Origin of the sequence: Stenotrophomonas sp. TWI1151 (genome assembly GCF_039673135.1) — a bacterium.
Taxonomy (GTDB): domain Bacteria; phylum Pseudomonadota; class Gammaproteobacteria; order Xanthomonadales; family Xanthomonadaceae; genus Stenotrophomonas.
Genome location: NZ_JBDJLA010000001.1, coordinates 668,147 through 680,560, shown reverse-complemented (window position 1 = coordinate 680,560; position 12,414 = coordinate 668,147). Strand labels below are relative to the sequence as shown.

Here is a 12,414-nt window from a genome sequence, read left to right as displayed (position 1 = left end):
GCCGGCGTATCGCAGGTTTCAGGGCAGCCACCCATGGGGTGGCTCTACCCGCGGGGCATCATTCGCAACGGACGGCGGTGATCACGTTGTCCTTGTCGATGAACACGCGCAGGCGATCCTTGCGCAGGTCGCGCGACGTGATCGTGGCCGGGCCGATCGGGTTGATCAGGCCGGCGCCGCTCTGCAGCAGCAGCTTGCGCATGTTCGCCTGGTCGGCCGGCTGGCCGATGGCCCAGCCCAGGGCATCGGCCTTGCACAGGCCCGGCCCCTTGATCTCCGGGCCCGGCGTGCTGACGCAGGCGGCCAGCGAGAGGGTGCCGGCGAGCATGATCGCGGCGAGGGGATAACGGGAAAGGGATGACATCGGGTCGCTCCTGCGGGGTCAGGCGCCGACCATACCACCGCCGTGTGCAGCGCCGCGTGGTGGGGACCCCGCGACCGTTGGACGCAGCCTGCGCGGCTGATGGGGCAGGGCGCAACGGCCGCCGGCGCTACACTGGCGGCCCCTCAGATCGGCCATGCCGGGAGTCGCAGGTGCTGCACGTGTTCATGCTTGGCGGGCGCCATGCCCGGGCCAGGATCGAGGTCCACGATGTGGCCTTCGCCAATGTCGATGTCATCGAAGAGGCTTACCCGCAGTTGCGCCAGGAGTGGTTCGGCGAACGCAAAGGGCTGCATGTCGATGGCTGGCTCGCCGTGGATGGGGTGGAGGCGTACCGGGTGCGCTTCGGCGAGGTGGCCCCGGCCGCGGGCGCGCCGCGGCTCTACTTCCTCAATCTCGGCGGGTATGCCGCCGGCGCGCTGGGCGAGGCCCATGACTACCGGCTGCTGGTCGCCACCAGTGTCGAAGAGGCCAAGCACAAGGCCAAGGTGCTGCGCGATGCCAGCTGGTTCAAGCCGCATACCGATGCCCTGCTGGAGGTCGATGACTGTATCGCCATCGACCAGGTCGGCGGCCGGTATGTGCAGCTTGAGCGCGGGGAGCACCAGGGCATCGCGCTGGTCAGTGACTACATCGTGATCGGTTGAACGGCCCCGATTGCCCGCGGCCGTCCCGCTGGCGCATAGTGTCGCGGTCTTGTGAGGTCCGGCGATGTCGCCGCGACAGGTCAACCAACGGAAGTAGCGCATGCAGAGCAGGAAGATCACCGCAGCAGTGATCGTGACGCTGGGAATGATGATGGCCGGCAACGCCGTGGCGGCCGAGCCGGACGCACCCGTGTTCGGTGGCTGGCGCAACCTGCATTCGGCCAGTGGCGCCGAGCCGGTGCTGAGGAACCAGCCGTTTGCGATCCTGCCGGGCGAGGTTGCCAAGGGCGAGCGGTTCGCGATCCTGGACCGCGAGAACAAGCAGGCAGTGTGCTGCCTGGTGGTGGACAGCGACCGTCTCGATGCGATCGCGCTGGAAACCCGCTACCGGCTGCCCGGGGTATGGATCGCCGATCTGCTCGGCAACGAGGACTACAACCGCCGGCACGGCGACCCGCATGTGTTCGCGATGGCGCGCGAGGGCGAGCTGGTCGACCATGTCTTCTCGCAGGAAGGCGGCGGCTACAGCGACCTCGGCGGCCTGCTGCTGCCGGCCGGGGCCGCGCTGGATGCCAGTGGTGGCAGCATCAAGTTCGGTACCACCACGTACCGCCTGCAGGTGCAGTCGCAGCGCTTCGCCGATGACAATGGCGCGCTGGATCGCTACATCCTGCTGCCGCCGGCACCGGCCGCGCCGGTGGTGGTCGAGGTGCCGTACAGCACCTACTGACACGGAAGCGACAGAACCGGCACGGTACAATCGCGCCCGCCCACCGGCACTGCCGGCCGGGCCCGCATCCTTGTCCGAGCCTGTCCGTGATCGCCCGATTCTTCCTGTCCTGCGCGCTGCTGTTGTTGGCAGCCTGCGCCACGCCGGCCCGGCCGCCGGCCAAGCCGCCCGCCAATCCGGACGCCCTGTGGGGCATCATCCAGCGCGACTGCGCCGACGCAGCCGCCCCCCGTGGCAGCTGCCTGGCGGTGGCCGTCGAGGCGCAGCGCCGCGATGTGCTGCTCAAGGATTCGCACGGCCACTACCAGTTCCTGGTGTTGCCGCTGGACCGGGTCTCGGGGATCGAAAGCCCCGCGCTGCTGCGGGCCGGAGCGCCGAACTACTTCGCCGCGGCCTGGGCCGCCCGCAGCCACACCGAGCAGGCGCTGGGCCGGTCACTGCCGCGCGACGTGGCCAGCCTGGCCTTGAACTCGCCGCATGGGCGTTCCCAGCACCAGTTGCACATCCACGTGGATTGCCTGCGGGCCGATGTCCTGACCCAGCTGCGCCGGCTGCAGCCCTCCATCGGCGCGGATTGGCAGCCACTGCCGGAGCCGCTGCGCGGGCATGCCTATCTCGCCCGCCAGCTGCCGGGTGCCGCGCTCACCGCGAATCCGGTCCGTCTGCTGGCCGCTCATCTGGCCGAGCCCGCCGATATCGGCAACTGGTCGCTGGTGGTGGCCGGGCAGACGGACCCCGCCGGTGCGCCCGGATTCGTGCTGTTGGCCACCCGGCTGGACCTGGCAGCGGGCAACAAAGCCAGTGGTGAGGAGCTGCAGGATCACGCCTGCGCCGTATTGACCGGTGCCGCCGGCCCGCTGGACGGTGTGCTGTGAGGCGTTGCCGGGGCAGGGCGCGCAGCAGTGGCTTGCGCACGGCCGGGTAAACACGTCGGACCTGCGCACCGTGTCGGATCCGGCCCGCTCGTAGCGGCGTGTATCTCGCTTCCGGGACGGCGCCTGTATCGCCGATCAGGCAGTGCCGGACTGACGTGGACTCACCGGACACTCGCGCGGCGCGGGGAATCCAGCGTGATTGAAATAAAAACCACGGACGTGGCACGTTATAGTGGCCGTTCAATGCGGTTCCCGCTTTCGCGCCCGGGCTGACTGGCGCGACGTATCCGACTTAATCCATGACTGCTGAAACCACGACTCCGCCCGCCGCTGCGCCGTCCCAGGCCACCGGTCCGCTGTTCTACCAGACGCCCGTGCCGCTGCGCTCGGATCTGCATGCCGCCTGGCGCCTGGTGCCCGACACCGCGCATTTTGCTGCCGACACCAATGCGATCCCCGCCGTGATCGGCGAGTTCGGCTCGCTGGCCCAGCATTACCCGATCATTTTCACCGGGAAGGACGCGATGCCGCTGGTGGCCGTCGGCCTGGCCCAGCGCAACCTGTTTGTTGCCGATGGTGTATGGGACGAGCAGAGCTACGTGCCGGCGTACGTGCGGCGCTACCCGTTCGTGTTCATGCAGGCGGGTGAGCAGGACGAATACGTGCTCGCGCTCGACTCGGCCGCCAAGCAGGTCAACCAGGGCCAGAGCGAGGACGGCGTGCCGCTGTTCCAGGATGGCAAGGCGACCGAGATTGTCGACAACGCGATGCGCTTCTGCGGCGATTACACGCGCGAGCATGACCAGACCCGTCGCTTCACCGCCGCGCTGATCGAGAACGAACTGCTGATCGACCGCAACATCGACGTCACCCTGGCCGATGGCCGGCAGATGTCGATCAACGGCTTCCAGGTCGTGGACGTGCAGAAGTTCGCCGCGTTGCCGGACGCCACCGTCGTGGCCTGGCACCGCAGCGGCTGGCTGGCGCTGGTGCATCACCACCTGAGCTCGCTGGCCCGTTTCAGCGCGCTGGTGAGCCGTCAGAGCGCGCTGCCTGCCGACGCCTGATTCAAGGCGCGTGGGCGATCACGGAAACGGCGGCCGCAGGGCCGCCGTTTTTCGTTGTGCCGGGCAGGGCGCGGATCAATCGCGGGTGCTGACTTCCCAGTTGGCATGCACCACGCCGGGCTGACGCTGCAGCCGCGCGACCACGGCATCGAGCTCATCGGCACTGACGGCGGTGCTGACCAGGATCGCGACCAGCTCCACCGGGCCGTCGCCGTGTTCGATCACCTGCACGTCGCTGACCGGGTACTGCGCGGCCTCCAGCGCGTCCACCAGGCGTTCGCGTGCCAGGGGCGTGGCCGCAGGGTCCACGCTCAGGCGCACCTCGTAGGTCGCTTCGGAGGCGGCCTCATTGATCGGGATGCGGTTGATCGCGTTGACCAACGGGCGCAACAGCGTGTTGCCAGCGATGATCAGCACGGTCAGCAGCGCGCCTTCGGCCAGCATGTCCGCACCGGTGCACGCACCGACCGCCGCCGAGCACCACAGCGTCGCGGCGGTGTTCAGGCCACGCACGTTCATGCCTTCCTTCATGATCACGCCGGCGCCGAGGAAACCGACCCCGGACACCACGTAGGAGATCACCCGCACGGCTTCAGCGTTGCCGGCGATGCGCATGCCCAGATCCACGAAGGCCGCTGCGCCGACCGCGACCAGCACATTGGTGCGCAGTCCGGCGGTGCGCTGGCGGTACTGCCGTTCCGCGCCGATCAAGGTGCCGAGCACGAACGCGGCGACCAGGCTGACCACGGTGTCCAGGAAGGGATACAGCTCGAAGGTCTGGATGAAGCGCATGCGGAATCCTTGCAGGGCAGGGCTTAGGCAAAATCCCGATAAGCATATCCCGGGCGGTCATTTCCTCCTTTTCCGCCTGTTCAGCAGAATCACGGCCCCTCCCTCACTACGCTCTGGCACGGGCTTGTCCGCGCCGGGACGTAGCTCTTTTACCGGAAATCTGCATGTCTGTGCTGTATCGCCCGCTGCGTCGGCGGGTCTTGGTTATGTCGTTGTTGCCCCTGCTCGGCGCAGGTTCCGTGGTCCACGCGGCCGATGCGCCGACCCAGCTCGATGCGGTCACGGTCACCGGCTCGCGCATCCCCCGCGCCAGCGTGGAAGGGCCCTCCCCGGTCACCGTGATCACCCAGGAGCAGATCGAGGCGCAGGGCTACCGCAGCGCCTTCGAAGCGCTCAGCGCGCTGACCGAGAACACCGGCAACGTGCAGGGTGAGGATTTCGGCAACACCTTCACGCCGGCTGCCAACACTATCAACCTGCGTGGCCTCGGCCCCAACCGCACCCTGGTGCTGGTCAACGGTCGCCGCCAGTCGGATTACCCGCTGGCCTACGAAGGCTCGGTCAATGTGGTCAACCTGGCCAACATCCCGAGTGCGCTGATCGACCGGATCGAAGTGCTGGCGGGGGGCGCGTCGGCGGTCTATGGGTCGGATGCGATCGCCGGTGTGGTCAACATCATCCTCAAGAAGACCTACGACGGCGTCGGCATCAATGTGCGCGCCGGCACCACCGAACAGGGCGGGGGCGACAACCAGCGCCTGCAGGCGGTTGGCGGCGGCTCGGGTGAGAACTGGGACGCGATCTTCGGGCTGGAGATCGCCAACCGCAAGGCGATCTACGGCTCGCAGCGCGATTTCATGGATTCGCTGACCGATGATCCACGTGGCGTGGCACCGCTGGCGACGGCGGTGGCGTATCGCCGCAACGCCTCCACCAACAACTACATCGATCCCGGTACCGACGGCTGCGATGCCTCCAGCACGCTGTATGGTGGCAGCGTGTTCCGCGCGCAGAATCCGCGCCAGGGCGGATACTGCGGCAGCAATGAGGCCGCGCCGACGTTCTGGACCGTGCAGACCGAGAAGCGCAACATCGATGCTTACAGCGCGGTGACGTGGCGCTTGAACGATCGCCAGGAACTGTTCGCCGATGCGGCCATCGGCACCGCGCGTATCTACAACAACACCCGTGCACCGAGCTGGACCTCCTCGCGCAATTACTTCTACAACCAGAACAGCGGTCAGCTGGAAAGCTGGTACCGGCGTTTCGCACCGGAAGAGATCGGCGGCGTGCAGCGCAATGCCAACCGGTTCCTGGAGCAGTCCTGGTCATTCAACGTGGGCGCGCGTGGCAGTATCGGCGGCTCGGACTGGGATTACGAAGCGGCCTACAGCCGCTCGCGCTATGAGAACAAGACGCAGCGCCCGGGCCTGCTGATCGACATCAATACGTACATGCTCGGCCCGCAGCTGGGCACCCGTAATGGCGTGGAGGTGTATGCACCGGATCCATCACGCCTGTATCAGCCGCTGACCCCGGGCGAGTATGAAGGCCTGTCGGGCCGCTACGAGAGCCGCAACGCCGCGTGGCTGCAGACAGCCAGCGTCAGCGTCAACGGCCAGCTGTTCGATCTGCCCGGTGGCCGCGCCGCGCTGGCAGCCGTCGTCGAAGCGGGCAGCCAGGGCTACAGCAACCGCCCGGACCCGGCACTGGCGCAGGGCGTGTTCTGGAATCTCAACGCAGGCATCCCCGCCGGTGGCGAACGTGATCGCTACGCAGCCGGCGTGGAACTGCAGCTGCCGTTGCTGGAGCGCCTGACCGCCACCGTGGCGGGACGCTACGACCAGTACCGCGCGGCCGGTGACCACCTGGGCAAGGCGACCTGGAGCACCGGCCTGGAGTTCCGTCCGTTCGATACGCTGCTGCTGCGTGCCAGTGCGGCGACCAGCTTCCGCGCGCCGGACATGAACTACGTGTTCGCGACCGAAACGCGTGGCTACAACCCCGGCATGACCGACTACTGGCGCTGCCGCAGTGCCGGCCAGGCGTATGACGACTGTGACTTCAGCGGGCTGGCGATCGACTACACCAGCGGCGCCAACCCGCAGCTGCAGCCGGAAACCGCCAAATCGTATGGCCTGGGCTTCGTGTGGTCGCCCTCGGCCAACCTGGACTTCACGGCGGACTACTACGACATCCGCATCGACGATGAGGTCACCAATCTCGATGCGACCCGCATCCTGAAGGACGAAGCGGACTGCCGCCTCGGCCAGACCGTGGGCGGTGACGCACGCGATATCGGCTCGGCACAATGCCAGGATGCACTGCGCCGGGTGATCCGCAACCCGGCCGATGCCGCAGTGCAGCCGAACCAGGTCGTGCGCGTGCTGATCAACCCGATCAACGCCGCCTCCGAAACCGTGCGCGGCATCGACCTGAAGTCGAATCTGCGCTGGGATGCAGGCCGTTATGGTCGCTTCTCGGCCCGCGTGGCGTACTCGCTGGTGATCGATCACAGCTACCGCCAGTTCGCTGGCGATGACGTGCAGGATCAGCGCAATTCGCTGGATTCCTACCAGTGGCGCAGCAAGGTCAACGGCAGCGTCACCTGGGCGATCAATGACTGGACCGCCACCCTGTATGGCATGCGCTACGGCTCGTTGCCCAAGACCGATGGCAGTGGCCGCATCGCCCCGTACATGACCTACAACGCCAGTCTGTACCGCAAGCTCAATGACAACGCCACGCTCGGCCTGATCGTCAACAACCTGCGCGACAGCCGCCCACCGGCGGACAAGAACGGCGGTGGCTGGCCGTTCTACCCGGTCGGCAACTACGACCCCTACGGTCGCCAGCTGTGGCTGGAGTTCGACTACCGCTTCCTGTAATCCGCTCGCGGGCCCGGCAATGCCGGGCCCCCTGCGTTTGGGTCACAGGCGCCGAAGCTGCTCAGATCACCATCGCGCCCAATACCGCCAGTGCCAGGATGATCAGCAGCACGCCAGACAGGCGCTCGATCCACGGCAGCGCTGCGTTGAATCGGTCCATCGCTGCCGCGCGCCCAACCATACCGGCCATCAACAGGTCCCAGCCGAGCACTACCGCGAACATCCACACCGCGTAGAACAGCCGTGTTCCGGCGGTATTGTCCGGCCCACTCAACATGGCCGCCAGGCTGGCGTAGAACAGGGCGTTCTTGGGGTTGAGCAGGGCGGAGACGGCGCCCAGTCCGAGGGCTCGAATCCACGCGGAACGCTGAGCCGGGCGGGACAGCTCCGCCGGTTGCTCGCCAGGCAGACGCAGTGAGGCGGTCCCGGCATGACGCAGGAACAGCAGGCCGATGTACAGCAGGAAGGCGCAGCCCGCTATCTGGATCACCCGAAAGAGCGCGCTGCCGGATTGCAGCCCCGCGACGCCGGAGAACGCCAGCGCAATATAGGCACCATTGGCCAATGCAACCCCGATGCATGCGCCGCTTGCAACACGCCAGCCCTGATGGATTGCGGTGCGGGTGATCAGAAAGAAGTCCGGCCCGGGCGACAGCAGCGCCAGAAAGTGCACGGCAGCAACGAGCAGAAACTGTTCCATGGGGGGCGGGCAGGCTTCAATGGGGCGCCTGACTGTGCCGATGTTGCGCGGCGATGTATTGCACGATATTGCGCAGTACTCAGCGGCGATAACGGCCTGGCGTAATACCGGCGTGAGCTTTGAACAGGCGCTGGAAATGGCTCTGGTCTGCAAAGCCGAGCGCGTGTGCGACCTCGGCCAGCGGTTGCCCTCGACCAAGGCGCTCGCGGGCGAGATTGATCCGCCGATTGAGCTGCCAGGCATGTGGCGTCAGTCCAGTGGCATTGCGAAACGCCCGGATCATCGCGTAGCGGTCCATCCCCGTGCATGTGGCCAGATCGGCCAGCGACACGCTCGACATCGGCGCGGCGTCCAGCAGGGCGAATGCTGGCTGCAGTCGCCGGTGTTGCGCTGCACTTGCGTGCGGGGCGGGAACCGGCGCCCCGGCAAGGACGTCGAGATCGTCGATGAAAGCGACGACAGCTGCTTCCTTTTCACCGGGATCGACACTGGAGAACAGCAGGGCATTCATGTCGCAGAACAGCCGGTAGCGCACCGGGCTGCGGTCGATCCGGATCAGCGGCGCCGCTGGGGCGTCTTTGTCGATGGGGTGCCTGTCTTCCGTGACTGCCGCCACCCATGCTGCATCCAGATGCAGCATCTGGTAGCTCCAGGCGGTGTTGGGCGCTGGATTGCAGGCGTGTACACGGTGCGCCGGCACGATGACCAAGGTGCCGGGTTGAAGGCGGTGCTGTCCGCCAGGCGCGCCGCTGAACATGCTCTCACCCGCGTCCACGGCGCCGATCGACCAGGTGGGATGACTGTGCGGGCGGTAACAGGCCCGGCTGTTGCACGCGCGACGTGACTCAACCCACGGCAGCTGGGGGTCCCGCCAGAAGTCGTTCTCCGAGGCAATGCGGCCGGAAGCGGGGCGCTCGCGTATGCTTGCCGCCTGAAACTCACTGCAATCCATGCGCCATGATAAATCACCTTCACTACCGCCGTGCGCTGCCCGACGATGCCGCTGCCTGCATCGATCTGCGCGGACGCACCCGCGAGAACGCCTTCTCCGCCGCACAGCTGGCCGAACTGGGCATCACCGAAGACAGCTGGGCGGCCGGTATCCGTGACGATGCATTGCCGGGCCATATCGCACTCGAACACGGGCGGATGGTCGGGTATTGCTTTGGCGATCGCGAAGGCGGGGAGATCGTGGTCCTGGCGTTGCTGCCGGCCTATGAAGGGCGGGGCATCGGTCGGCACTTGCTGGATCTGGCCATCGCCGATCTGGTCGAGGCAGGCCATACGCGGCTGATCCTGGGGTGTGCAGCGGATCCGGCGGTGCGCTCGCACGGCTTCTATCGTTACCTCGGCTGGCGGCCCACCGGTGAGATCGATGCGCTGGGCGATGAGGTGCTTGAGCTGCATGTGGGCGCCACGCCGTAGGATCGGGGTAGGGCGTAGTACTGACGTCGTGTCGGGATCATGCGCGTCGCGCGTCCAGCGTGCGGCAGGTCACGGCCGGGGATAAGGGGCCACGGACATGCTGCAGCCTCGTGGAGGGAGCTGAGCCGTGTCTGTATGGATGTTGGCCATCATGATGAGCGCTGCAGCGAGCGAGGCTTTTCCGCAGCAGGTGCACACCTGTGTCGTGCATGGCAGCCGTCAGTACCAGTCCACGCCGTGCACCGGCCGGACCGAGCGCATCCGTGACATGCCGCCGCCTGCGGAGACGCGCGCCAATACGTTGTACATCGAATCGCTTCGCCAGGAGCTCAAGGCCAAACGGCGCGCAGAGACTGCACCGGCGCGCCCGCGCCGGTCGCCGCGCCGCAACGTGCAGCCGGCAGCCGCCTTCCTGGGCGCAGTGATCTCGGTGCATGCCGATCCGGTCCGGTGCGATGCCGCGCGCCGCCAGCGCGAGACAACCTACGCGAAGGCGGGTGACCGCCCGAGCCTGGCACTGAGCCGGCGGATGGATGACCTGGTGCACGATGCCTGCCGGTGAGATGCAGGCATCATTGGCACTCACTGCCGTCAGTGGCGGTCCATCAGATAGCGCGCCACGGCATCGAACGCCGGCAGGGTGGTCGGGTCATTGGCGCTGTTGCCGGCCACCGGGTGCGAGCCGAACCGCGCGATCACCACGCGTGCGGTGGGATCGATGTACAGCGCCTGGCCGTGCACGCCGCGCGCCATGTAGGCGCCATGGTCGTTGTGCGATATCCACCACATGCCGCGATAGCTCCAGCCCGGCAGCTGGGGATAGCCGGCCTTGGCGAAGGCCTGCTTGTTGCCACCCGCGCGGATCCGGGCGATCGCGGCGGCGGGCACGATGGGCTGACCGTTGACCGTGCCGTCGTCGAGCAGCAGCTGGCCGACGCGGGCCAGATCACGCAGGCCGGCATTGAAGCCGCCACCCGCAAACGGCGTGCCGCTGGAGTCAACGGTGTAATAGGCATCCTGCTCCGCACCAAGCCGTTGCCAGATCCGCGATTGCAGCAACTGTGCAACCGACTGCCCCGTACGCCGGGCGATGATCCAGCCCAGCGCGTCCGTATTGATCGTTTTGTAGCCAAAAGCCTCGCCGTGGCGGCCCTGCTTCTGCACGGTCTGCAGGTAATCGTAATAGCTGCGCGGCCCGGTGTAGCCGGCAGGCGGGGGCAGAGTGCTGCCCGCCGCGGAGAACGCCCAGACCTCGGCGTTGGGGTCGGCGTAGTCTTCGCTGTAGCGCAGTGCCGTGGTCATCTCCAGTACCTGCTTGACCGTGGCATCGCCGAACGCACTGTCCTTCAGCTCGGGAACAATCGCGCTGACGCGCTGGGTTTCATCGATCACCCCCTCGGCGACCAGCATCTCGCCGAGCAGACCGGTCATCGACTTGCTGACGGACATCGCACCGTGCTGGCCGTGCTCGTCCAGGCAGCCGCTGTAACGTTCGTAGACCACCACCCCGTCGTGCAGCACCACGATGCCGTCGGTGTAGTTGGCCGACAGCGACTGTGCCCAGGTCATCTGACTGTTGGTGCCGGTGGGCGTGAACGACAGCGCGTCGATCGCGGCATCCAGCCGACGCGGCAGGTCATGCGCGGCACCCGGTCCCCGGCTGACGCCCACGGTGGGCATCAACTGGCGGAAATGGCAGGCCGTCCAGCGCAGCTTGGGGAAGCTGAAATAGTCGTCATCCGTGTAACGGATGCGCTTGTCTTCCGGCGGCGGCGCGCCCTGCATCCAGCCCAGCAGCCTGGGATCGGATGCTTCGGCCGACAGTGGCGGCAATGTAGGCGATGGAGGCGAGGGCGGGGCGGCAGGGGCGGCGACCGGCAGGGCGAGCGCGGCAACCAGGGCCGCGGCCAGCCGTGTGCGGGAGGACACCAGGGCGGCGCGCGCGCGGGACAGGGCGCTACGGGGGCGTGGAACGGGCATGGTGCACTCCTTGCTGATGCGCAGTACGTCTGCGCCATCAAGGGTACTGCACCGGAAAGAAAGACGGCGCCATCGGCGCCGTCTGTCACGTGCCCCGCAACTACAGGGCCGGATGCCGTTACGGGTTGGCGGGGTTGCCCTGCGGGGCAGGGTCCGGCGTGGCCGTTTCGGCCGAGGGCAGCGACAGTGCCGGGTTCAGCTGCTGGGCCTGCAATGTCTGGATGCGCTGGTTGAGCGCGTCCAGTTCGCTGTGGCTGCTGCGCAGGTCCGTGCTCAGGCTGACCGCCTGCTGCTTGGCCTGTTCCAGCGAGGCGCTGACCTGCAGCGACTGCTGGCGCTGGAGATCCGCTTCCTGCTGCAGGCTGCGCAGCCGCTCTTCGTTGTAGGCGACCAGGTTTTCGGTATAGCGCTTGCCGGCCTGCAGGCGGGTGGTGTCGATATACACCTGCGCCAGCTGCTCGGTCTGCTCGACGAACGTGCGGTAGACCTTCTCGGCGTTGTCGACCGAATCGGTCTTGATCACGCGCCAGAAGTCCTTCTCGTGGAACAGCGCCACGTAATAGTTCAGCGTGCTGGTATTGAACAGCAGGCTGGCACCATAACTGCCGTTATAGGTGGTGCGCAGCTCGGTGAGCTGCTTGGAATCCACCAGCTGGCGCAGTTCATCCACGGTATTGCGGACTACCGGCGCCGGGCGCGCCGCGGTATCCACGGCCGGCTCGGCACGCGGTGCGCGCGCGGCCAGGGCCTGCGGGACGACGCTCAATGTCAGCAGCAACACAATCCCACCGGTCAGCGCGTGCGCGACGATGGAACCAACCCCTTTTCTCTCTCGCATATTCAGGCCATCCACGAGTGGATTATCAGTGAAGTAAAGTCCCCGCCGAAGTCTAGCACGCACAATCGCGTGGTCTGCACTTCGCCGCAG

The 12,414-nt window shown here is 67.0% G+C and carries 13 protein-coding genes; 7 read left to right on the top strand and 6 right to left on the bottom strand.

The annotated features are described in order from the left end of the window. Positions 1–58: 58 nt before the first annotated feature. Complete coding sequence (locus ABE422_RS02940) at positions 59–364, bottom strand: hypothetical protein (RefSeq protein WP_313211434.1); 306 nt, start codon at positions 362–364, stop codon at positions 59–61. A 170-nt stretch (positions 365–534) separates the two neighbouring features. On the opposite strand from ABE422_RS02940, the gene ABE422_RS02935 reads away from it, so the two are divergent. From ABE422_RS02935 to ABE422_RS02920, 4 genes are all read left to right on the top strand, one after another. Further along, entirely contained in the window at positions 535–1,029 is a 495-nt protein-coding gene (locus tag ABE422_RS02935) for a DUF1543 domain-containing protein (RefSeq protein WP_313211433.1), read from the top strand. A gap of 100 nt (positions 1,030–1,129) precedes the next feature. Continuing rightward, positions 1,130–1,759: a decarboxylase gene (locus ABE422_RS02930; protein ID WP_313218581.1), complete on the top strand. Its 630-nt coding sequence runs from the start codon at positions 1,130–1,132 to the stop codon at positions 1,757–1,759. A gap of 86 nt (positions 1,760–1,845) precedes the next feature. Next, positions 1,846–2,634 carry a CDP-diacylglycerol diphosphatase gene (locus ABE422_RS02925; protein ID WP_313211430.1) on the top strand — a complete coding sequence of 263 codons (789 nt, stop codon included), beginning with the start codon at positions 1,846–1,848 and terminating at the stop codon, positions 2,632–2,634. A 299-nt stretch (positions 2,635–2,933) separates the two neighbouring features. Further along, complete coding sequence (locus ABE422_RS02920; protein WP_346482430.1) at positions 2,934–3,701, top strand: SapC family protein; 768 nt, start codon at positions 2,934–2,936, stop codon at positions 3,699–3,701. 75 nt (positions 3,702–3,776) lie between these two features. Here the strand turns inward: ABE422_RS02920 and ABE422_RS02915 are convergent, their stop codons facing one another. Next, positions 3,777–4,493, bottom strand: coding sequence for an MgtC/SapB family protein (locus ABE422_RS02915; protein WP_313218578.1), 717 nt, complete (start codon positions 4,491–4,493; stop codon positions 3,777–3,779). A gap of 164 nt (positions 4,494–4,657) precedes the next feature. Here ABE422_RS02915 and ABE422_RS02910 point away from each other — a divergent pair, with 164 nt between their 5' ends. Beyond that, positions 4,658–7,381, top strand: coding sequence for a TonB-dependent receptor (locus ABE422_RS02910; RefSeq protein ID WP_346480873.1), 2,724 nt, complete (start codon positions 4,658–4,660; stop codon positions 7,379–7,381). 61 nt (positions 7,382–7,442) lie between these two features. Here ABE422_RS02910 and ABE422_RS02905 read toward each other — a convergent pair whose 3' ends face one another. Both ABE422_RS02905 and ABE422_RS02900 read right to left on the bottom strand, forming a co-directional pair. Continuing rightward, entirely contained in the window at positions 7,443–8,081 is a 639-nt protein-coding gene (locus ABE422_RS02905; RefSeq protein ID WP_313211426.1) for a LysE family translocator, read from the bottom strand. Positions 8,082–8,160: 79 nt separating this feature from the next. Beyond that, on the bottom strand, positions 8,161–9,033 hold the full coding sequence (locus ABE422_RS02900; RefSeq protein WP_346462527.1) for an AraC family transcriptional regulator: 873 nt from the start codon (positions 9,031–9,033) through the stop codon (positions 8,161–8,163). A 5-nt stretch (positions 9,034–9,038) separates the two neighbouring features. On the opposite strand from ABE422_RS02900, the gene ABE422_RS02895 reads away from it, so the two are divergent. Beyond that, positions 9,039–9,506: a GNAT family N-acetyltransferase gene (locus tag ABE422_RS02895; protein WP_346482429.1), complete on the top strand. Its 468-nt coding sequence runs from the start codon at positions 9,039–9,041 to the stop codon at positions 9,504–9,506. 127 nt (positions 9,507–9,633) lie between these two features. Next, positions 9,634–10,068, top strand: a complete 435-nt coding sequence (locus ABE422_RS02890; RefSeq protein ID WP_346482428.1) for a hypothetical protein — start codon at positions 9,634–9,636, stop codon at positions 10,066–10,068. 29 nt (positions 10,069–10,097) lie between these two features. Here the strand turns inward: ABE422_RS02890 and ABE422_RS02885 are convergent, their stop codons facing one another. Together ABE422_RS02885 and ABE422_RS02880 are read right to left on the bottom strand one after the other, a co-directional pair. After that, a complete protein-coding gene (locus tag ABE422_RS02885) occupies positions 10,098–11,486 on the bottom strand; it encodes a serine hydrolase (protein ID WP_346462522.1) in 1,389 nt (462 codons plus the stop codon). 118 nt (positions 11,487–11,604) lie between these two features. After that, entirely contained in the window at positions 11,605–12,324 is a 720-nt protein-coding gene (locus ABE422_RS02880) for a DUF2968 domain-containing protein (protein WP_346482427.1), read from the bottom strand. Between the last annotated feature and the right edge of the window lie 90 nt (positions 12,325–12,414).

What these genes read in the sequence shown, in the direction of transcription:
- ABE422_RS02905 (WP_313211426.1), bottom strand. Translation starts at nt 8,081, where the DNA reads ATGGAACAGTTTCTGCTCGTTGCTGCCGTGCACTTTCTGGCGCTGCTG.
- ABE422_RS02920 (WP_346482430.1), top strand. Translation starts at nt 2,934, where the DNA reads ATGACTGCTGAAACCACGACTCCGCCCGCCGCTGCGCCGTCCCAGGCC.
- ABE422_RS02940 (WP_313211434.1), bottom strand. Translation starts at nt 364, where the DNA reads ATGTCATCCCTTTCCCGTTATCCCCTCGCCGCGATCATGCTCGCCGGC.
- ABE422_RS02880 (WP_346482427.1), bottom strand. Translation starts at nt 12,324, where the DNA reads ATGCGAGAGAGAAAAGGGGTTGGTTCCATCGTCGCGCACGCGCTGACC.
- ABE422_RS02885 (WP_346462522.1), bottom strand. Translation starts at nt 11,486, where the DNA reads ATGCCCGTTCCACGCCCCCGTAGCGCCCTGTCCCGCGCGCGCGCCGCC.
- ABE422_RS02900 (WP_346462527.1), bottom strand. Translation starts at nt 9,033, where the DNA reads ATGGATTGCAGTGAGTTTCAGGCGGCAAGCATACGCGAGCGCCCCGCT.
- ABE422_RS02930 (WP_313218581.1), top strand. Translation starts at nt 1,130, where the DNA reads ATGCAGAGCAGGAAGATCACCGCAGCAGTGATCGTGACGCTGGGAATG.
- ABE422_RS02910 (WP_346480873.1), top strand. Translation starts at nt 4,658, where the DNA reads ATGTCTGTGCTGTATCGCCCGCTGCGTCGGCGGGTCTTGGTTATGTCG.
- ABE422_RS02915 (WP_313218578.1), bottom strand. Translation starts at nt 4,493, where the DNA reads ATGCGCTTCATCCAGACCTTCGAGCTGTATCCCTTCCTGGACACCGTG.
- ABE422_RS02895 (WP_346482429.1), top strand. Translation starts at nt 9,039, where the DNA reads ATGATAAATCACCTTCACTACCGCCGTGCGCTGCCCGACGATGCCGCT.